This is a genomic window from Latilactobacillus sp., from assembly GCF_033176295.1.
Lineage (GTDB): Bacteria > Bacillota > Bacilli > Lactobacillales > Lactobacillaceae > Latilactobacillus > Latilactobacillus sakei.
The window spans coordinates 1-20,813 of record NZ_JAMQEX010000014.1 but is presented as its reverse complement, the minus strand read 5'-3'; the positions used below and the strand labels follow the sequence as shown (position 1 = coordinate 20,813).

Genomic DNA, 20,813 nt, shown 5'->3' with positions numbered 1-20,813 from the left:
CTTTACTTTATATTTTGTCTTTCATTTCGGAATCCCTATCATCATAATAGCCTGTTATAAAACACAATAAAAGTGCTTACAATATAAAGAACACTTAAAAAACAATCGTTAGAAATATCAAATAAAAGAGGTATTAATAAGTCCTAACAACTTATTAATACCTCTTTATTATTTTATCTTTATCACCATGATAAGACCCGCTCTACCTCACCAGCTCTGATAATTTGAAGTCGCTGTTTCTCCGTTTGGATCACTAACTCACCATTATTTGTAATATCTTGAACGTACCCCGTCAAAATTTTCTCTTCATTCAATCGGACAACAATCTTTTTTGATATTAATAAAGACGATTCGCGATATTCTGCCATAAATGTTTTTTGACGATAGGTTGGTAGTAATCGATCAAATTCTAATAGAATTTGACTAATCAGTTGATTACGAGTAATCGGACTTGTATTAGGCAACAAAACGCCTGCTTTTTCTACCAACTGGCTTAATTGACCGTCATCTTTAAAGTCAATGCCAATCCCAATGACAATGCCATGATGTGGAATTGACTCCGCTAAAATACCAACCACCTTTTGACCTTCGTAATAGATATCATTAACCCATTTAATCTGCGTTTCAATCTGACAAACTGCTCGAATAGCACGGACAACCGCTACTGCGCTCAAGGGCGTTAGCAATGTCGCTTCTTCATTCAATGGTATGTCAGGTAAGAGAAGACTCATATAGATTCCTGTTTGCTGCGGAGAATAAAATTTACGCTTTAAACGACCATACCCTGCTGATTGTTGATTAGCAATGATCACATCTGGCATAACAGATGCGTTCAATAAATATTGTTTAGCTAACTGATTAGTTGATGTCACAAGATTATGAATTTCAAGTCTCTTAGGCTTAGCTAACCCTCGATTAATAAGAGCGGCTTCTAATTGATCAGCTACCATGCGCATACCCTTCTTTCAGTCTACCAATCGCCAAATTTCGTATCTTGAAGTTGTTGTAATAATTTCTGATACTCCTGACTTGTGCTTAGTCCTGAAGTAAAGGTTTCATCTTGCAAATTGTTAAATTTTTCAGCAAGATAATAAGCCGTTAAATAGATCGTCAGTTTTCGTTTAACAATTGCTTCTGGATCAAGTTCATCTGATACGCGGTGTGAATTAACAATCATTTTTGCAAATTCTTTTTGATCTAATTTTAAATTATCATCTGATGATTGAGTTGTCATATGATGACCTCCATTTTTATGATTTACATTTAGAATAGCACAACCAATTCATAAAGAAATTGAATGTTGGCTTTTTATTGTTCTTTTTACAAAAAAAGGCCACCAATCAACATTTTAATCTGTTGATTGGTGGCCTTAAAGTTGGCTAACCTAAGTCAGTCCCTTTATTTTTTATGTTTTTTATTCAAAATCTTGTCGAACAAGTTGTTGTCTTGTGGGTTAACTGAGTCACCACTAGCTACTGCAAATGCTTTTAAGGCATCTCGTTGTTTACTGTTTAAGGTCTTTGGTGTCACCACGTTGACTGTCACGTTTTGATCACCGTTACCTGTGCCGTGAAGTTTAGGCGCACCCTTACCACGTAGACGGAAAACAGTGTTCGTTTGTGTACCAGCAGGAATCTTCAACTTAACTGGACCATGGACCGTGTTAACTTCGATTTCGTCCCCTAAAGCGGCTTGGACGAATGAAATTGGTACTTCAACAAAAATCTGAGCACCATCACGTTCGAACTCATCACTAGGTGCAACGCGGAAGACGATAAATAGGTCCCCATAAGGGCCACCATTTGAACCGGCTTCACCTTGACCTTGAAGACGCATTTGTTGTCCATCTTCAACACCGGCAGGGACTTTCACCTTAACGGTATGACGTTCTTCTTCGCGACCTGTCCCATGACAAGTATCACATTTTGACTTAATTTCCTTACCAGTCCCACCACAGACATCACATGTTTCGCGTGACATCATACGGCCAAGTGGTGTTTGACGTTCCACTTGGATTTGGCCAGCACCGTGACATTTATGACACGTTTCAGCACTTGTGCCAGGCTTAGCACCTGAACCGTGACAAGTATGACATTCGGCTTCACGGCTGTAAGAAATCTTTGTTTCCTTACCAAAGACAGCTTCTTCAAACTTCAAGTCCATTCGATATTGTAAATCAGAACCTTGACGTGGGCCATTAGGTTGTTGACGAGCCCCGCCACCGAAGAATGAACTGAAGATATCGTCGAATCCGCCGAAACCTTCTGCGCCACCGCCGAAGCCACCAAAGCCTTGACCAGCACCAGCGCCGCCACCAAAACCGCCATTCATGCCCGCATGACCATATTGATCATAGGCTGCTCGCTTTTGAGGATCGCTTAATGCTTCGTATGCTTCAGTTACTTCTTTAAATTTTGCTTCTGCATCAGGTGCTTTATTGATATCTGGATGATATTTTTTAGAAAGTTTACGATAGGCTTTTTTAATCTCATCGTCAGAAGCATCGCGTCCGACACCTAAGACGTCGTAATAATCTCTTTTTTCAGCCATTGTGGGCCTCCATTCATTTACTTACGGGTTAAATCTACCCTAACAAGAATAGCATAACTGATTGATTAAAAAAAGCCAAAGCCCTAGACCATACTAGGTTTTGGCTTTTTTTAACGTTCTTATTCTTTGTCGTCTTTAACTTCTTCGAAGTCGCCGTCAACAGTACCGTCATCAGTCTTAGCATCAGTTGCGTTACCTTCAGCACCACCAGCAGCTTGTTGTGCTTCTTGGGCTTGTTGATATAACTTAACTGTCAATTCTTGAACAATTTCACTTAACGCATCGCGTTTTGTCTTCATGTCTTCAAGGTTGTTTTCTTGTTGTGCTTTAACTAATTCTTCTTTAGCATCTTTTGCTTTTTGTAATTCTTCGTCAGAAACCTTACCTTCAAGTTCTTTCAAAGTCTTATCTGTTTGGAAGATTAATTGATCAACATCGTTCTTCAAATCAACTTCTTCTTTACGTTTTGTATCTGCTTCTTCGTTTTCTTGTGCTTCTTTCATCATACGATCGATTTCTTCGTCTGATAAACCAGAGTTACTCTTGATAGTGATTTTTTGTTCTTTGTTTGTGCCAAGATCCTTAGCAGAAACGTTAACAATACCGTTCTTATCAATATCAAACTTAACTTCGATTTGTGGCACACCACGAGGTGCAGCAGGAATATCTGTTAATTGGAAACGACCTAAAGTCTTGTTGTCAGCAGCCATTGGACGTTCACCTTGTAAGACATGGATGTCTACGGCAGGTTGGTTGTCAGCAGCAGTTGAGAATGTTTGGGCCTTGCTTGTAGGAATGGTTGTATTCCGGTCGATTAACTTCGTGAAGACACCGCCCATTGTTTCAATCCCTAATGATAATGGTGTAACATCAAGTAAAACAACGTCTTTAACGTCACCTGAGATAACGCCACCTTGAACAGCAGCACCAAGTGCAACGGCTTCGTCAGGGTTGATTGAGTGATCAGGTTCTTTGCCTGTCCAGTTCTTAACAGCTTCTTGAACAGCAGGGATCCGTGTTGAACCACCGTTTAAGATGACTTTGTCGATTTCGTTTGCATCTAAGCCAGCATCTTTCAAAGCATTCATAACTGGTGCTTTTGTACGATCAACTAAGTCTGATGTTAAACGATCGAATTCAGTCCGTGATAATGTCATTTCTAAATGTAAAGGACCATTTTCGCCAGCTGAGATAAATGGCAAGCTGATTTGTGTGCTTGATACACCTGATAAATCTTTCTTAGCTTTTTCAGCAGCATCCTTTAGACGTTGCATAGCCATCTTGTCTTTTGATAAGTCGATACCATTGTCTGATTTGAAGTTTTCAACTAACCAGTTCATGATTGCTTCATCAAAATCGTCCCCACCTAAACGTGTATCACCATTTGTTGATAATACTTGGAAGACACCATCGCCTAATTCAAGAACAGAAACGTCAAAAGTACCACCACCAAGGTCATAAACTAAGACTTTTTCGTCTGTTTCTGTCTTATCCAAACCGTAAGCTAAAGCTGAAGCTGTGGGTTCGTTGATAATCCGTTTAACATCTAAACCGGCAATCTTACCAGCATCTTTTGTAGCTTGACGTTGTGAATCGTTGAAGTAAGCAGGTACTGTGATAACAGCTTCTGTGACTTCTTCACCAAGATAATCTTCAGCGAATTTCTTGATGTATTGTAAGATCATTGCTGAAACTTCTTGTGGTGTATATGATTTGTCGCCAACAGTTACTTTGTAACCTGCTTCGCCGATGTGACGTTTGATTGATGCGATTGTATCTGGGTTAGTGATTGCTTGACGTTTAGCAACTTCACCAACTTGGATTTCACCATTTTTGAATGATACAACAGATGGTGTTGTACGAGCGCCTTCTGGATTTGTAATAATTTTGGGTTGTCCGCCTTCTAATACGGCAACAGCTGAGTTTGTTGTTCCTAAATCAATACCGATTACTTTACTCATTGAAAATACCCTCTTTTTTTAATTTTTTAAATTTTATTATTGTGCAACGACAACCATTGCTGGCCGTAAAACGCGGTCCTTCAAATAATAGCCCTTTTGGAAGACTTGAACCACGGTGTCAGCTTTTTGATCACCATCAACCGCAACCGTTTGAACGGCTTGGTGAATGGTCGGATCAAAGGCTTGACCTTGCGCCTCAATTTCTTTAACACCATGGTCTTCTAAAGCATGTTTCATATGATCATATGTCATTTGAACACCCTTTTTAAGACTTTCATCAGTTGCTTCGGCTGCCAATGCGCGTTCTAGATTATCTAAAACGGGTAAGACATCTTTGGCTAATGATTGGCCATCATATTTTAACAAGTTAGCTTGTTCTTTTTGATTGCGCATTTGGATGTTCTTAATTTCAGCTTGTGACCGTAAGAAACTATCTTCCATAGCGTCATATTTCTTTTGAAGTTCAGCTAATTTATCATCTGCTTCTTCAACAGGTGCTTGTGCCTCAGTTGTTTCTTCAATTTCATCAGCTTCCATAACTGGTTCAAATGGTGTTTCTTTTTTAGGCGTTTCTTCTACAGTTTCTTCAGTTGGCTTTTCTTGGTTTTCAGCCTTTTCTTGCTTTGTCAAACAAACACGCTCCTTTTAAGATTGACTATCATCAAAATCTGCATAATAATCAATTAGTTTCTTCGCTAATTCTTCGCGGAATAAATCGAGTAACCCGATCATGCGCGAATATGGCATGCTAGTGGGACCTAATAAAGCAATCAATCCTTGGCCGTGTTCACCAACATCATAATTAACAGTCATTAAACTGTAATTCTTCAATAAATCATTGGTCATTTCATTGCCCAAACGAACCTGAACTTGGCTATTGGCCTCACCCGGTGATAACTCTAGCAACTTGGCTAGATCGTCCGATTGATTAATGATGTTGTAGATTGACTTCAACTGTGACACATCCGTCAATTCTGAGAAGTTTAATAAGTTCGATTGGCCCCCCACATATAAACGTTCCTGTGAGGCTTGTTTTAAGACATCATCGAAGATGTTTAAAAAGCCGCCCGGTGAGCCCATGTATTGCATTAATAACGCAGGCACCTCTATTTTCAACTTCTGACTGACAACGGTCAACGGTAATCCGATTAGATGATCATTCACGACTCGAATCGCTTTTTCAAGTTCATCACCTGAAATCGCGTTTGGAATTGTGAAAACCTGATTATCAACCGTTCCGGCACTTGTCACGATAATCGCCATTACCTGGTGATTACCAAGTGGCACAAGTCGGAAACCTGTCAACCGAATCGCTGCCATCTCCGGTCCTAACGTAATCGCTGTATAGCTCGTTAGGTTTGAAAGAATATTGGCAGATTGTGAAACAATCTCGTCAATCTTATGATAATGGCGTCCAAATGATTGTTGCACAGTCGCAACATCCATTGGATTTAAGACAGCGGGCTGAATGAGATGATCTAAATAGTAACGATAGCCCTTCATAGAAGGAACACGTCCAGAAGACGAATGCGTCTTCTCTATTAAACCGACATTCTCAAGATCAGCCATATCATTTCGGATTGTCGCGGAACTAAAGTGCATTGGTAGTTCAGACATTAGCTTCTTAGAACCCACCGGCTGACCACTCTCGGTAAAAAGACGAATAATTTCTTTCAAAATCATTAATTGTCTTTCGGTCAGCATGTTATCACCTCTTTTTAGCACTTGATTATTACGAGTGCTAATTACAAGTATTAATATAGCAAGAACGTCAAATAAAGTCAAGAATTGAACTGTAATTTTCACGGATTTAATGAAAATGGGACCAAAGACCGATAAAAGGCCACACCCAAATGATGAGTGTGACCTTTTCAAAGATTGCTATCAATAATTCTCGTGAAATTGTTGTAAATCAGCGACTGAATGACTCGCTAATATTGATTGGGCTGCTTGGACTTTTTCAATTGGCCAGTGGTACCAATCAATTGCTTGCAGGGTTTCAATGTCAGCTGGTGTAAACCGTGACTTTAAAACCCGTGCTGGATTACCACCGACGACAGCGTACGCTGGCACATCCTTAACCACCACCGCACCGGCAGCGATAATCGCACCCTGCCCAATATGAACGCCAGGCATAATTAACGCACGCATCCCAAGCCACGCACCGTCTTCAATGATTGTATCACCCTTGGGCTCATAAGAGGCCGCAATTTGTTCTGGGAACGGATAGGCGCTAATCCAATCACTGTGATGATTATGATTACCGCCCATCAAAATAACAACGCCACTGGCAATGCAAACGTAACGGCCAATAATTAGGCGGTCCAATTGCCAACCAAATTCAGCCTGTGGATTAAATAAGGCACGTGAGGCATCATCGCCCCAATGATATCGAACACAGCCGTCCTCAAAATTCTGGTGATCATAATACCCCCGAAAAGTAAGAATAATCGCCGACTTCAATTAATGGGTTTGTCACCAAATCCTTTAAATATTTTGTTTCTGACCAATGTTGATAAGTATTCTTGTCCATTTCATAAAACCTCGCTTCTAAGTTTTTGTTATCTGCTTAACTTAGAAGCGACTGCTTGTGAAACGGCCCGTAATTGTAAAAGGTGTCTAACCAAAAATGATCACCATCCCATTTGCTCGAAATATAACCGGTTTGAACGCACTCACTTAATAGCTGTCTAACAAGAATTCCTGGAAGACTTCGTTGCCTAGGAACTTTCCTGATTCAGTTAGTCTTAGCCAGTCGCCTTCTTGTTTTAGGTACCCTTTTTCAATCTGATTGGCGACTGTTTCGCCGTAGATATTCTGTAGTGGGTATCTGAATTTTTCTTCAAAGTGCTTGATTGAGACACCTTGCATTGTCCGAAGCCCTAAGAAGAGTTCTTCTTCCATTTGTTCGGTCAAGGGAAGCACGTGGCGTTCGATCACTGGCACTTTATGTGCTTGTAGCGGCTCTAAGTATTGTTGGATTGGGCCAAAATTGTGGTAGCGGTCCTTGCCCAGATAGCCATAAGCACCAGCCCCAAAGCCGAAATACTTTTCATTCCGCCAATAGGTTAAGTTATGTGCAGACTGGTAGCCTGGTTTGGCAAAATTACTAATTTCGTATTGTTCTAAACCAGCTTGTTGGAAACTATCAATCGCATTTTGGTACATGTGTGCTTCAACATCTTGCGATGGTAAGCGTAACTTACCCTGACGCATCAAATTATAGAAAATAGTCTTCTTCTCTAAAATTAATGAATAAGTTGAATAATGCGGCAAGTCAAGATCGATTGCCTGTTTCAAACTATCCATAAAATCTGCTTCACTTTGTTGCGGTAGTCGGAAAATCAAATCAATACTGATATTTTCAAAACCCACTTGACGCGCATTAGCAATGGCCCGATAAACGTCAGCACTACGATGAATCCGGCCAATCTTCTTAAGAATGTCATCATTAAAAGACTGCACGCCAATGCTCAAGCGATTAACGCCGTTATCCTTTAGTACTTGCAATTTAGCGGTATCTTGTAGATCATTGGGGTTGGCTTCAAACGTAAACTCGCCACCCTCATAAGGTAAGTACTGGTGAATGCCATCCAACAAACGTTGGAGTTGGGCTGGTGAGAGTGTCGTTGGTGTCCCACCGCCGACATAAATCGTTTCAATTTTCTCGTCTGGGTATTCCGCCATTACCAATTGGAATTCGCGAATTAACATGTCAACGTACTCATCAACCGGTTGGCCTTCAATGAAGACCTTGTTGAAGTCGCAATAATAACAAATATGTTCGCAAAACGGAATATGAATATATGCACCTGCCATTAATGTTGACCCTCTAATTTCTCAAAATAAGTCCGGGTATCAGCTTCATCTTGGTGGAGTTGGTCAATCAACGCTTCCGCCGAATCAAACTTCACTTCACCTCTTAAATACTGATACCACTCAACTTTAACTTGTTCACCATAAATGTCCGCACTAAAGTCGAGTAAGTTAATCTCAACTGTCACGGGATTATTGGCATGGAACGTCACGTTCCGGCCAATTGACGCCATCCCCCAGTACCATTGGCCGCGAACCAATAAGCGGACCGCATAAATCCCAATGCCCGGTAAACGTTCTGGCTTTTGACTCTCAATATTAGCCGTTGGAAAGCCGAGTTCCCGGCCCCGAGCTTCACCATGAACAACCTCCCCAGTCGTTTGGTAAACATAACCTAACAACTCATTAGCTGCCGCTACTTGACCTTGATCCAAATTTTCACGAATCAAAGTTGAACCAATCTTATGGCCTTGATAGTCATGTTCCGCCACCGTCACGATTTCAAAACGATCTTTGGCATACGTGCTAAGGGTCTGCATATTAGCGATGTCTTTTTTACCATAGGTGTAATCAAACCCAGCGACCACCGTTTTCGCGTGGAGCGCCACTAAGTATTGATCGACGAAATCTTGGGGTGCCAACTTGGCAAAGCCATCGTTAAAATGAACGACATATAAAATATCGACACCTAAATCAGCCATTAATTCTTGCTTGCGTTCAACTGTCGATAAATAACGAAAATCATCTTGATTGACATTTCGGTAAACAATCGCAGGATGAATATCAAAGGTCATCACCGCTAATGGGCGGTTCTGTTGCACCGCCAATTCTTTGGCCGTCTTAATTACTGCTTGATGTGCCCGGTGGACACCATCAAAAAAGCCGAGTGCTAAGACAATTTCTTCGGCTGGTACTTGTTCTTTTGAATAGGGATGGATTAATTCAATCACACGCATTTTTTTCACCTAGTTTTTTTAATGAGTCCCTTGGTTTTGTAAATACATTTTATATGGTCGATAGAGATGTTGTTTCGTGTTAGCCACTTGATACAAGGCCTTGATGTGCCCTTCGTAAGTTAAGGCTAAGATTTCTTCTGTTTGTTCTGGGAACGTTAAAAAGACACCATTTAAAATTTTGGCCCATTGATCATCATCAAGTGCAACCTTAACGTTTTCTTCAAAAACATGATCTAACGGAATCAAAATATCCGCTAATTGACCGTTATCAGCAGCTTCAGCTAGTTGTGCCAAGGTAACACAACTGCCAATTTGAATGCCACCACTCTTAAGACGCGTTAAATCAGACATGACTGCCGGTAAGCCTAACTTACGGCCGAAATCGACAGCTAAAGTCCGAATATAAGTCCCTTTTGAACAGCCCGCAATAAAGCGGAAGGTTTGGCGACCCGTTTTTGCGTCAAATTCTGGTTCGCCTTGCAAGTCAAATTGCGTAATTGTAATTTTGCGTTGTGGGCGTTCCACAGGATCGCCGGCCCGTGCATAATCGTATAGACGGCGCCCGTTAACTTTTACGGCTGAGAACATCGGTGGAATCTGGATTGAATCCCCTAGAAAACTGGCCAGTGTTTCTTTAATTTTTTCAGTTGAAATTGGTTCAGCTAACCGTTGTTCTTCAACGACTTCACCATCTAAATCTTCGGTTGTCGTTGATAAACCTAACGTAATTTCACCGGTATAAACTTTACCAGAGTGCACCAATTGGTCCACTACCTTGGTTGCTTGGCCAATACAGATTGGCAAAACACCATCTACATTGGGATCAAGCGTTCCAGAATGCCCCACTTTTTTCATATGAAGAATCCGTCGTACTTTAAAAACGCAATCGTTGCTAGTCATGCCGCGTTCTTTATATAAGGGTATAATGCCGTCCATAAGTAATCTCCTTTTAACTATTAACTAAACCATTATAGCATAGAGTGCTGGCTCGAACGGGATTTGCTTTCCTATGCGCCACAATTTATCATTAACGCACAAAACGCCGGGACAACCATTAAGTTGTCTCGGCGCTTATTTTATGAAGGTAATTTCTTTATTTTGAAGCCGACTATCGATCCGGGCACTTTCTAATTCAATGGCAAAAATAATTTCTCTTTCCTTTTCTGCCTTAGAGAGACTCTCCATATAGCCCGGTACCTGTGCTTGATAAGCAGCCGCTACATCACTAAAACTATACTGGGTGCGGTATACCTTGAGCCGATTGCTGGTAATCCTCAACCCCTCACTCGTGGGTAGCATATAAATTGCAGCTCGGCCTAGATCCAGTTCACTCACTTTTGGTGCTTCCGGGTCCGTTCCAAAATACCAGATATTAGGGACATCATTGAGCGTAACAAAACTAATCTGTCGACTAGATGGCTGTCCCTGTTCGTCCGCCGTACTTAGCAGGATTGTATTAAATTGCTTAACGTAATTGCGAAACGCGTTTAAGTTATTCTGGTATGTCTCTGAACTAGCTGTTTGATTATCAATATAAGCAATCGCATCGTCAATTGTCTCTAACGCCGGATTGGCTTCTAAATAATAAAGAATTTGGGGAATAATTTGTGATATTTCTCGTTGATGATAATAAAACTGCAACCACCGATTAGAGGCCGATAAAGCATCCGTATAACGCTTATCCAGCTGTCTATGATGTCGTTGAACAATATTTTTTAAAGGGCGTGTTTAATCAGTTTTTGAAAGATTGCTAAACTCAGTAGAAACATTACGATTGCAACTAAAATATTAATTTTAACAATCCCCATCATTGGCTAGCCTTCATATGCCATCAGGCAATCATATAAGATTACTAAAAAAATGGTCAACACAGCCGCACAAACAATCACTAAGCGGCGTTTAAAAACCCGCCGTTTATGGGTCATCGCTTCAATTATTTTTTGCCGCTCTTTCATAGTTCGTTCGCGGGCAATCATCTCATCTATGACAGCTTGATCTTCATTAGAAATCATCGTTTTCCCCCTCAAAGGCATCAAAGCGCTGACGTAACTCATAAGTCCCAACATCGGCAAAATCGGGAATAATGATATTTTGGCGCTGCTTACGTATGCTTGCTGCACCATATTTAGCAGTATACATCTCTTCGGCCCAGGCTAATCGCTTCTGTAACCGCTGTTCATCAAACGTTTTAGCGATACCCTTTCTAATCCGATACTGTTTTACTTTATTCATTAAATAGAGACTGATAAAGAAAATTGAAAAAACGATAATATAGCGCAAGAAAATATAATTCGTATTCTGTAATAATTGTTTAAAGGCGACCCGATTAACCGGAATGATTGTTTCACGGGTTAGATAGATACCAACTGTTGTCGCGGTGGGAATCAGACACATTACCCAGCCAATGCCAATCAACACTAATTGACGCAAACGATGACCAGTCTTTTTAGACGTAAAAAGCCAATCGATTGTAATCTGATCTTCACTTAATTGATGGCGAATATAGTCTGGTTTACTCATCTGAATTCCCTCCTTCTCGTTTTCCGGTTGCTTCGGTCGAACGTTTCGGTGATTTCCAAACCCCAGCATCTTTGCCCCTGATAATTTGGCGAATCGTTGGGATAATCTCGACCGCTACGGTATACGTATTAACCATCCAATAAATCAAAATATACCAAGGCGCAAAAGCGATATACTTCAACGAGCGGCCCCCATCATTAAAATAGGAGGCTTGCACCAATTGAATTAATCCGACCAATATTTCAATCGTGGTAAAAATTGCTGCAATAGACAAACTCGAAAGGAGCCGGTGCCAATCCTGATTAATTACGTAACCAATTTGAAGGACAATAAAAGTCGCCATGCTGATCCAATAAAATAACGACCAAATGATACTCAAACCATAATCAATGATAATCGGGACCATCGAAAAGTGCTTAATTGGGTGCCGTAAAATACCAAACGATTTCGTCAAGAGCACGTAGATCCCGCCAGAGGTCCATCTTCGCCGCTGCTTAACGAGTTCCGGTAGTGTTTCTGGCACATCCATAAAAAACCGAATGTGCGGTGCAAAATAAGCCTGCCAGCCTGCGGTCTGCATATCCCATGAAATTGCAATATCTTCAGTTGGTTGTTCTGCTTGCCAACCACCAACATCAATTACCGCCGATTTGCGGTACATCGTATTAGCCCCAGAAAAGGCAAACAAGCCGCCATAAGAAAGCTGTGAACGTTTAATGAGCCCAATGATTGAATTGAGTTCATTTTGTTGGGCTTCTGCCACCAAAGTTGTCTTATTGATCGACAACATATTGCCAGTCACGGCACCTAATTGCGCCCCGCCTTCACGCTCAAAATAGTACATATACTTCCATAAGGCATCAACTTCTGGTTTGGAATCAGCATCATTGGACAAAATAAATTCGCCTTTGGCAAATCCTAAAGCACTATTAAAGCCGGCTGCCTTGCCCCGATTATTAATAATCGTACCGTTCGTAACCGTTGACCGTATTTTGCTTGTAATGTCTCTAAAATAATCCCAGTTTTGTCCGTCGAGCCATCATTGACAACAATTATTTCATATTGATCGGTTGGATAATTCATTTGGGTTGCTAAATGATCAATCGTAGCTTCAATTGAGGCTTCTTCATTATGTGCCGGCACTAAAATCGTGATGAACGGCGTCCCTTTTTTTAGATAACGCGGTTGATCTTCCTTCTCCATTAATAGCCAATAATACAAACTAGAAACAATAAACGATAACCCCCCGATAATCGGATAAGAAACCAGTGTGTAGATTAATATTTGGGTGAAATAGTCTATCAATAGCATATATCAGGCCTCATTTCAGAGCGAATTTTAATCAGCTAACAATGAAATCATATCAACAACTTTCCTCGATAAGTCATAAAATAATCCTAATTTTAGTTTAAAATAACTGTCAATAACAATAGTTGTCTATAGCTCAATAGTAATATGGTGCAATCTACCGTGTCAATTTAAGGGATTATGGTTTTCATAAGGTCATCAAAACAAAAAAAGAGCACCGACGAATTTCGTCGGTGCTCTTGGTCACAGCCTAACGCTGTGCTTCATCTTGATGTAACTTACGCAATAATTCGTCGATATGTTCACCATAACGAACTGAACCATCTTGTTCAAAGGTAATTTCTGGAATCTTGTATAACTTAATTCGTTGGCCAAGTTCGCTACGAATCAAGCCTTTAGCTTTATCCAAACCTTTTTGTGCTTTTTCAGCATCACTGGCTAGATTAGACAAGATACTGTAATAAACCTTCACGTGTTGTAAGTCACCACTCAGATTAATATCTGTAATCGTTACCCCTTCAACTCGGGGATCACGTACACGTTTTAATAAAATATCATTAACTTCACGTTGAATTTCTTGTTCAACACGACCGACACGATGTTTCATCTGTAGTCCTCCTGTAAATTAATTATTTAACAGGTACTTCTTCCATCACGTAGGCTTCAATTTGATCATCAATCTTGATATCATTGTAATCTTCGATTGTCACACCACATTCAAAGCCGGTTTTAACTTCTTTAACGTCATCTTTGAAACGTTTCAAGCTTGAAAGTTTACCTTCATAAATCACGATACTATCACGAATCAAGCGGACACCACTATCACGTCGGATAACACCAGTATCAACGATACAACCGGCAATTGTCCCGATCTTAGAAACATTATATGTTTCACGAACAGTTAATTGACCTGTTACTTTTTCTTCGTAAACTGGTTCTAACATACCCTTCATAGCAGCTTCGATTTCTTCGATTGCCTTGTAGATGATTCGGTGTAAACGAATATCAACTTGTTCAGCATCAGCTTGGATCTTAGCTTGTGGTGTCGGACGAACATTGAAACCGATAATGATAGCGTTACTTGCAGCAGCTAATGTGACGTCACTTTCGTTAATCGCACCAACGGCTTCATGAATAATATTCACGCGTACGCCTTCGACTTCAATCTTCCGTAAACTACCAGCTAAGGCTTCTGCTGAACCTTGAACGTCGGCTTTGATAATAACGCCAACTTCTTTTAATTCACCTTGTTTCATTGTTTCAAACAAGTTATCTAATGTGACAGGGTTTGAACGGCTACGTTCCTTCAAGAGGGCCCGTTTAGCACGTTCTTCACCAGCAGCACGAGCTGTTTTTTCGTCTTCAAAGACAACGAAACGATCAGCTGCTTGTGGCACATCATTTAACCCAGTAATTTCAACTGGTTCTGATGGGAAGACTTCTTTAACACGACGACCGCGATCATTTGTCATGACACGGACACGACCAAAGGTATTCCCAACAACGATTGAATCACCGATCCGTAATGTCCCTTGTTGTACTAATAATGAGGCAACAGGTCCCTTACCTTTATCAAGGCGGGCTTCAATAACTGTCCCAACCGCTTTTTGATCACGGTTAGCCTTCAATTCAAGCACGTCGGCTTCAAGAAGAACCATTTCAAGCAAGTCATCAATGTTTTCACCAGTTTTAGCTGAGATCTTAACAAAGATTGTATCGCCACCCCAGTCTTCAGGAACAAGGCCGTAACCCATTAATTGTTCCATCACGTGGTCAGGGTTAGCACCTGGTTTATCGATTTTATTAACCGCAACGATAATTGGGGCTTTAGCAGCCTTCGCATGGTTAATAGCTTCGATTGTTTGTGGCATCACACCATCATCAGCAGCGACAACTAAGATGATGATATCAGTAATATCAGCACCACGCGCACGCATGTTAGTGAAGGCCGCATGTCCTGGTGTATCCAAGAATGTGATTAAACGATCGTTTAACTTCGTTTGGTAAGCACCGATATGTTGGGTAATCCCGCCGGCTTCACCATCAGTAACGTGACTGTTACGAAGGTTATCCAATAATGTTGTCTTACCATGATCAACGTGACCCATGATTGTGACAACTGGTGGGCGACTTACAAGGTTAGCATCACTCTTAGCTTCTGTTTCAAAGACTGAATCAATATCAGCGATATCCACTTCAACTTTTTGTTCTGCTTCGATACCGTAATCAGTTGCTAATAATTCGATCGTATCCTTATCAAGTGATTGGTTCATGTTAACCATAATGCCTAACATGAATAACTTCTTGATAATTTCAGCTGGTTCGCGATGAATCTTCTTAGCGATATCCGCAACGTTCATCCCTTCAGAGAAAACTAATACTTCTGGTAATGGACGTTCTTTACGTTGTGGCATTTCCTTCTTAGCTGCGTTTTGTTCAGCTAATTGTTGCTTACGTGTCTTCTTACGTTTCTTATTGAAACGTTGTTGGCTATTGCCATAGCTGTTATAACCACCGCCACGTTTTTTATCTGGGCCAAAGTTCTTTGGCTTGCTTGCTGTATTGCTTGATGCTGGTTTAGAAGCACTAACAGTATTAGCTTGCATTTTTTGTTGCATTTCTTGTGCAGAAACTGGCCGTGATGGTGTCGTTGCTGGACGACTGTTTGTTGGTCGGTTATTCGTCGTATTAGGACGTGCACTATTGTTATTGTTTGGACGGCTGCTACCTAATGGGCGACCATCTTTTGTAACGGTTGGTCGTGGACTGTTAGTCGTTGGACGGGCACCGTTTGTTGGTTTGCCGTTTGATGGGCGGTTGTTTGAAGCATTGTTTCTTGTTGGACGTGGATGACTTGCTTGTTCACGACGCTTCTTTTCGTCTGCTTCACGTTGTTCACGTTGTTGTTGAATCCGTTCTTGGGTTCTTTGACGACGTGCATTAGCCTGTGAAATCTGTTCTTGTAAGCTCATTGGATGATTAGCGCTTGTTGAACGATTTTGGCTATTGTTATTTGGCCGACTATTTGTGTTAGGGCGGCTGTTATTTGGACGCGCGCTATTGTTGTTAGGGCGCGCATTGTTTGTCCGGTTTTGACCACTGCTTGCTTGACCGTTACGGTTAGCATTAGCTTGTGGTCGGTTATTTGAATGTTGTGTTGGTTTTTTGTCGGCTTCTGGGCGGCGACGGATAGCAGTTTTACTAATCTTGATCTTACCACTTTCTGATTTTTCGCTCGCTTTAGGTGCGGCAGGTGTTGCTGGTTTACTTGCAGCTGGTGTTGCTTTTGTTTGGAAAGCAGCTCGCAATGTTTTTTCTTGATTATCATCAATTGTTGCCATGTGATTCTTGAGATCATAGCCTTTTTTGTTGGCAGTCTCTAAAATGTCTTTGCTAGCAACATTAATTTCTTTAGCTAATTCATAGATACGTTTTTTACCCATATCTTCACGCTCCTTTATTATCCCAGTAGCGTTATCATCTTTTTGGCAAACCCAGCGTCGACAACCGCTATGGTGGCTCTATGTAATCCAATTGCTTGGGTTAGTTGGGCCGCGGTGTAGGCCTTTGTTTCTGGGATTTTGTAGAAATGACTCTTATCAGTCAATTTCTTCTGCGTCAGTGGGCTGATATCCTGGCCGATAAAAACCAATTTAGCTTTTGACTGCTGAATGGCTTTTAGGACCTGTTCTTCCCCACTGACCAGTTGCCTTGCTCTCATACAAATGCCTAAGAGTTGCAATAAACGGTCTGGTTGTTCACTCATTTTCGTTCTCCAAATAGTTCTTGACGGGCCTTTTGATGGTCAACATACTCGAACAATTCTGTGTAAAAGTCTGCTGAAACATCAATGCCAAAAGTCTTTTCTAAGATTTTCTTAGCTTGCGCGGTCTTAATCGCATCTGGTTCTAATGAAACATAGGCACCGCGACCAGATTTCTTACCGGTCGGATCGATACTAATTTCACCTTCAGCGGTTTTAACAATTCGCACCATTTCTTTTTTAGGCTTCATTTCTTGTGAAATAACGTCTTTTCTCATTGGTACTTTTCTTTGTTTCATCATGAACACCTCACTTATTCTTGTGGTTGTTCTTCAGAATCAACAACAGTTTCTGCTGGTTGTTCGATGTCTTCAGCAACTTCTGCCGTTTCAGGGGCTACTGCAACTGTTTCTTCAGTAGTCTCTGGTGTGATTGTTTCTTCTTCGAAACCTTCAACCACGGCTGATTCGTCTTCACTATCATCGCCATCGACAAATTCGACTTCTGATTCAGGTTTGATGTCAATCTTGTAACCTGTTAACTTAGCAGCTAAACGGGCATTTTGACCTTTTTTACCGATTGCCAATGACAATTGATAATCAGGGACGATTACCGTACATGTATGTTCGTTGCCATCGTTAAATTGAACAGCGATGACTTCAGCTGGGTTCAAGGCATTGGCGATGTAGTCTGAAGGATCTTCTTCCCACTTCACAATATCCATGTTTTCGCCGTGTAATTCATTAACGACTAATTGAACCCGTTGCCCCTTAGGACCAACACATGTTCCGACTGGATCCACATTAGGATCTGTTGAACGAACTGCCATCTTAGTCCGGTCGCCAGCTTCTCTTGCGATTGACACAATTTCAACTGTGCCGTCATAAATTTCTGGCACTTCTTGTTCAAATAAACGTTTTACCAAATCAGGGTGTGTCCGACTAACAAAGACTTGCGGGCCTTTAGTTGTGTTTTCCACTTTAGAAACATAAACCTTGATCCGGTCATGTGCGTTATACACTTCGTTAGGGATTTGATCTTGCTTACTTAAAACAGCTTCGATCTTACCTAAGTTAACGTAGATAAACTTGTTATCGCGACGTTCAACAATCCCTTGCATAATTTCGTTTTCGTATTGGCTGTATTCGTTGTAAATAATACTTCTTTCAGCTTCGCGAACCCGTTGCATAATAACTTGCTTAGCAGTTTGGGCGGCAATCCGACCAAAATCCTTAGGTGTCACTTCAAAACGAATTGTATCGCCAACTTCATATGCTTTGTTAATTTCTAAAGCATCTTGATAGCTAACTTCCAAACGTGAATCGAAAACTTCATCAGTCACTTCTTTGACAGCATAAACGTGGATGTTACCCTTCTTTTGATCGAATTCAACTTCCACATTTTGAGCTTGACCGTAGTTTCGTTTATAAGCCGAAACAAGCGCTGCTTCAAGTGCTTCAATGACGATTTCTTTCTTAACACCTTTTTCTTGTTCTAGCGCATCTAGGGCGCCTAACATTTCCTTGCTCATGTAACTAGCCTACCTTTACTAAAATTCAATTGCTAAGCGAGCTTTGGCAATTTCCTTGCGATTAAATGTCACTTCTTTTTGACGCGTTTTAATTTTAATGGCTAATGTTAAGGTCTCTTGATCAAGCGCCTTTAATATTCCTTGATAAATCTTCTCGCCATCAACGGCTTGATATAACGAGATATGAATGTATTCGCCAAGTGCATTTTGAAAATCTGCTTCCTTCTTCAAAGGACGCTCTGCACCAGGTGATGAAACATCTAAGAAATAAGCCTGCGGAATTGGATCCGGGTCGATTGAATCCAGTTTCTCACTTAACGCATCGTTAACTAAGGCACAATCTTCAAGGTCAATGCCGTTTGGTTTATCAATGAAGACACGTAGATACCAGCTACTACCTTCTTTAACAAATTCAACGTCGACTAGCTCAAAATGGTGTTGATCTAGTATCGGCACGAGTAGATCATGAACTGTTTCCACAACGGTACTCAAATGATTCCCTCCAATTCATTTATATATTCAGATTAGACGTGCTCCAATAAAAAGAGTGAGCATTTCTGCTCACTCGCTCTGAAGTATCTAATTACTGATAACAATATAACATAATTTTCATGAAAATACAAATGGCAAGCGGTTAATGATTATATAGAAGAAAGGCGGTTAAAGTGATTAGAATCGCCTCAATTTTACAACGGGCTGCATGAAAATACGCATTAATCATCTTCAATGAAGAAATCTTCATCAATATCAAAAGTTGTATATTGCTTCTTAACGTTGACGCCAACCTGATACTGCAGCATCAAGTCGCTCAATCGTACACCGTTAATCAATACAATATGCTGATTCTTGGCATACTCAATTGCACCATTCGAGAAATTAGAGGTTGTTATAAAAACGCCACGGTCTGATCCAAAGCCACTCAACGCTCCAAAGAATGCCTGCATCTCATTTCGGCCAACGTTGTTTCCTACTTGATACCTTTTAGCTTGAATATAAACAGTACTAGTTCCCAAAGCATCCTGATTAATAATACCATCAATACCGCTATCATTACTCTTTTGTGTCACAAAAGCTTGACCGTTTGTTCCTTTATATCCCATTGCACTTAGTAATTCGACAACTAATTTTTCGAAGAAGTATGGCGTTCCTTTACGAATGCGATCAAGCAACTCAATACTAACGGTATCATTATAATCCTTTACAATAGGGCCCACAGTTTGTATCGGTTCAACCGAATCTAAATTATCTGTCGACTGACTATCTTCAGTTTTTTCAAGATTCCCTTTTTGTTTTAACTCGTCTTGGTGTTGGATAAACTGTGGTAGTTTGTGGATTTTCTCAGAAGTTAAACTACCGCCATATCGCTCTAGTAATTGTTTACCTAGCGGTGTAATTACATAGAAGCCTCTTTTTGGCCGTTCTATTAAACCACCAATTGTTAATTCTGAAATAGGAAATGTCGTTCGACTATCTATAATATTGACGTCAGGGTATTTTTCCGACTTCAACTGTCGTAGATTATCAGGCAATTGCAAACTGTTTACAATTGCCTCCGAAAACTCTTTTCGGCTAATCGCAGATGACTGTTTACTAGCAACAGATAATGCAACTGGCAACATTGCATCCCAAGTTGGTAATCCATGTTTGCATAGCTTTAAGCTCTTATAATTAGTTTCAATTGTCATCTCGATAACACTCCCATTAATCCATAATTCTATCTAATTATACTTTACGCTAGATACCAAAGAAATAATATATTCACCCTAAAAAATGCTATCGCTGTGAATCAGAAAGCATTTATTCAAATAACAGTAATAAATATCAATCTAAATAGTGTTTACAACGTTAGTTAACCGTCTTTATCGATTGGGAACAAAGTAAGCTTGGAAATCTAGTTGAAATTAAAGATAGTGCAAGAATATCAAATATATATTGGCAAGAAGACGGTATTCCTTATTTAAGATCAAGTGATCTTGTTGACTATACAGCTAGTGGGGCATTGTTTATTTCTAAACAGACATACAATACTTTCTCTTCCAAAACTGGTTCTCCCAAAAAAGGAGATGTTTTGTTTACTAGTGGTGGCACAATTGGAATTCCTACGTTAAAAAAAGACGATTCATTGATATATGTACAAGGTGGCTCTATTCTATACGCAAAAACGTCGAATTCAGTTAAATTAGACGGTCGTTTTTTGGTCAACTATTTCTATAAGGCTCCTATGTCAAGAATCCGGACATAAAAGTACGAACAAATTTGACTTTCAATTTAAATTACTTAATTTAATTTTCGGAGGCCGAAGTTTTAGCCCCGTTCAGATTTTAAAAACGCTTTAGAGTATATTAAATAAGCCCCAACATTATTGAATTTAATAGCCTGTAGCTACGCTACAAGTGAAATACGATCAC

Annotated in this window: 23 protein-coding genes; 1 reads left to right on the top strand and 22 read right to left on the bottom strand. The window is 40.4% G+C overall.

Going from position 1 to position 20,813, the window contains the following annotated elements:
- Window positions 1-182 precede the first annotated feature (182 nt).
- The 22 genes from NDN60_RS07520 to NDN60_RS07415 all read right to left on the bottom strand — a co-directional run bounded on the left by NDN60_RS07520 (window position 183) and on the right by NDN60_RS07415 (window position 20,090).
- A complete protein-coding gene (locus NDN60_RS07520; RefSeq protein ID WP_056947977.1) occupies window positions 183-950 on the bottom strand; it encodes a biotin--[acetyl-CoA-carboxylase] ligase in 768 nt (255 codons plus the stop codon).
- 20 nt (window positions 951-970) lie between these two features.
- Complete coding sequence (locus NDN60_RS07515; protein WP_056947978.1) at window positions 971-1,234, bottom strand: hypothetical protein; 264 nt, start codon at window positions 1,232-1,234, stop codon at window positions 971-973.
- A gap of 164 nt (window positions 1,235-1,398) precedes the next feature.
- Entirely contained in the window at window positions 1,399-2,550 is a 1,152-nt protein-coding gene (gene dnaJ, locus NDN60_RS07510) for a molecular chaperone DnaJ (RefSeq protein ID WP_056947980.1), read from the bottom strand.
- A gap of 119 nt (window positions 2,551-2,669) precedes the next feature.
- Window positions 2,670-4,511: a molecular chaperone DnaK gene (dnaK, locus tag NDN60_RS07505; RefSeq protein WP_016265325.1), complete on the bottom strand. Its 1,842-nt coding sequence runs from the start codon at window positions 4,509-4,511 to the stop codon at window positions 2,670-2,672.
- A 36-nt stretch (window positions 4,512-4,547) separates the two neighbouring features.
- Window positions 4,548-5,141 carry a nucleotide exchange factor GrpE gene (gene grpE / locus NDN60_RS07500; protein ID WP_056947982.1) on the bottom strand — a complete coding sequence of 198 codons (594 nt, stop codon included), beginning with the start codon at window positions 5,139-5,141 and terminating at the stop codon, window positions 4,548-4,550.
- A 15-nt stretch (window positions 5,142-5,156) separates the two neighbouring features.
- Window positions 5,157-6,215: a heat-inducible transcriptional repressor HrcA gene (hrcA, locus tag NDN60_RS07495; protein WP_099947678.1), complete on the bottom strand. Its 1,059-nt coding sequence runs from the start codon at window positions 6,213-6,215 to the stop codon at window positions 5,157-5,159.
- A 180-nt stretch (window positions 6,216-6,395) separates the two neighbouring features.
- A complete protein-coding gene (locus NDN60_RS07490) occupies window positions 6,396-6,974 on the bottom strand; it encodes a CatB-related O-acetyltransferase (protein WP_231953163.1) in 579 nt (192 codons plus the stop codon).
- A 216-nt stretch (window positions 6,975-7,190) separates the two neighbouring features.
- The gene (gene hemW / locus NDN60_RS07485; RefSeq protein ID WP_016265329.1) at window positions 7,191-8,330 is read right to left on the bottom strand and encodes a radical SAM family heme chaperone HemW; all 1,140 of its coding nucleotides are present in this window, start codon (window positions 8,328-8,330) and stop codon (window positions 7,191-7,193) included.
- Window positions 8,330-9,283: a riboflavin biosynthesis protein RibF gene (gene ribF / locus NDN60_RS07480; protein WP_056947984.1), complete on the bottom strand. Its 954-nt coding sequence runs from the start codon at window positions 9,281-9,283 to the stop codon at window positions 8,330-8,332. The genes hemW and ribF overlap by 1 nt, the downstream gene beginning before the upstream one ends.
- Window positions 9,284-9,301: 18 nt before the next feature.
- On the bottom strand, window positions 9,302-10,219 hold the full coding sequence (truB, locus tag NDN60_RS07475; RefSeq protein ID WP_056947986.1) for a tRNA pseudouridine(55) synthase TruB: 918 nt from the start codon (window positions 10,217-10,219) through the stop codon (window positions 9,302-9,304).
- Window positions 10,220-10,354: 135 nt separating this feature from the next.
- A complete protein-coding gene (locus NDN60_RS07470) occupies window positions 10,355-10,924 on the bottom strand; it encodes a pyridoxamine 5'-phosphate oxidase family protein (RefSeq protein ID WP_231953036.1) in 570 nt (189 codons plus the stop codon).
- A 173-nt stretch (window positions 10,925-11,097) separates the two neighbouring features.
- Window positions 11,098-11,295 carry a hypothetical protein gene (locus NDN60_RS07465; protein ID WP_011374941.1) on the bottom strand — a complete coding sequence of 66 codons (198 nt, stop codon included), beginning with the start codon at window positions 11,293-11,295 and terminating at the stop codon, window positions 11,098-11,100.
- The gene (locus NDN60_RS07460; RefSeq protein ID WP_056947988.1) at window positions 11,285-11,803 is read right to left on the bottom strand and encodes a hypothetical protein; all 519 of its coding nucleotides are present in this window, start codon (window positions 11,801-11,803) and stop codon (window positions 11,285-11,287) included. The genes NDN60_RS07465 and NDN60_RS07460 overlap by 11 nt, the downstream gene beginning before the upstream one ends.
- Window positions 11,796-12,764 (bottom strand): glycosyltransferase family 2 protein, encoded by a 969-nt coding sequence (locus NDN60_RS07455; RefSeq protein ID WP_250645020.1) that lies wholly within the window; start codon window positions 12,762-12,764, stop codon window positions 11,796-11,798. The genes NDN60_RS07460 and NDN60_RS07455 overlap by 8 nt, the downstream gene beginning before the upstream one ends.
- Entirely contained in the window at window positions 12,722-13,114 is a 393-nt protein-coding gene (locus NDN60_RS07450) for a glycosyltransferase (RefSeq protein ID WP_250645015.1), read from the bottom strand. The genes NDN60_RS07455 and NDN60_RS07450 overlap by 43 nt, the downstream gene beginning before the upstream one ends.
- Window positions 13,115-13,361: 247 nt before the next feature.
- Complete coding sequence (rbfA, locus tag NDN60_RS07445; RefSeq protein WP_011374944.1) at window positions 13,362-13,718, bottom strand: 30S ribosome-binding factor RbfA; 357 nt, start codon at window positions 13,716-13,718, stop codon at window positions 13,362-13,364.
- A 22-nt stretch (window positions 13,719-13,740) separates the two neighbouring features.
- Entirely contained in the window at window positions 13,741-16,554 is a 2,814-nt protein-coding gene (infB, locus tag NDN60_RS07440; RefSeq protein WP_099947679.1) for a translation initiation factor IF-2, read from the bottom strand.
- Between the two features lie 17 nt (window positions 16,555-16,571).
- The gene (locus NDN60_RS07435; protein ID WP_011374946.1) at window positions 16,572-16,877 is read right to left on the bottom strand and encodes a L7Ae/L30e/S12e/Gadd45 family ribosomal protein; all 306 of its coding nucleotides are present in this window, start codon (window positions 16,875-16,877) and stop codon (window positions 16,572-16,574) included.
- The gene (gene rnpM / locus NDN60_RS07430) at window positions 16,874-17,173 is read right to left on the bottom strand and encodes an RNase P modulator RnpM (protein ID WP_025016343.1); all 300 of its coding nucleotides are present in this window, start codon (window positions 17,171-17,173) and stop codon (window positions 16,874-16,876) included. Before rnpM ends, NDN60_RS07435 begins: the two co-directional genes overlap by 4 nt.
- A 14-nt stretch (window positions 17,174-17,187) precedes the next feature.
- Window positions 17,188-18,405, bottom strand: coding sequence for a transcription termination factor NusA (gene nusA / locus NDN60_RS07425; RefSeq protein WP_011374948.1), 1,218 nt, complete (start codon window positions 18,403-18,405; stop codon window positions 17,188-17,190).
- A gap of 18 nt (window positions 18,406-18,423) precedes the next feature.
- Window positions 18,424-18,897 carry a ribosome maturation factor RimP gene (rimP, locus tag NDN60_RS07420; protein WP_016265337.1) on the bottom strand — a complete coding sequence of 158 codons (474 nt, stop codon included), beginning with the start codon at window positions 18,895-18,897 and terminating at the stop codon, window positions 18,424-18,426.
- A 221-nt stretch (window positions 18,898-19,118) separates the two neighbouring features.
- Window positions 19,119-20,090: a restriction endonuclease gene (locus NDN60_RS07415; RefSeq protein WP_099947680.1), complete on the bottom strand. Its 972-nt coding sequence runs from the start codon at window positions 20,088-20,090 to the stop codon at window positions 19,119-19,121.
- Between the two features lie 176 nt (window positions 20,091-20,266).
- Here NDN60_RS07415 and NDN60_RS09370 point away from each other — a divergent pair, with 176 nt between their 5' ends.
- Window positions 20,267-20,647, top strand: coding sequence for a restriction endonuclease subunit S (locus tag NDN60_RS09370; protein ID WP_082268150.1), 381 nt, complete (start codon window positions 20,267-20,269; stop codon window positions 20,645-20,647).
- Window positions 20,648-20,813: the final 166 nt, after the last annotated feature.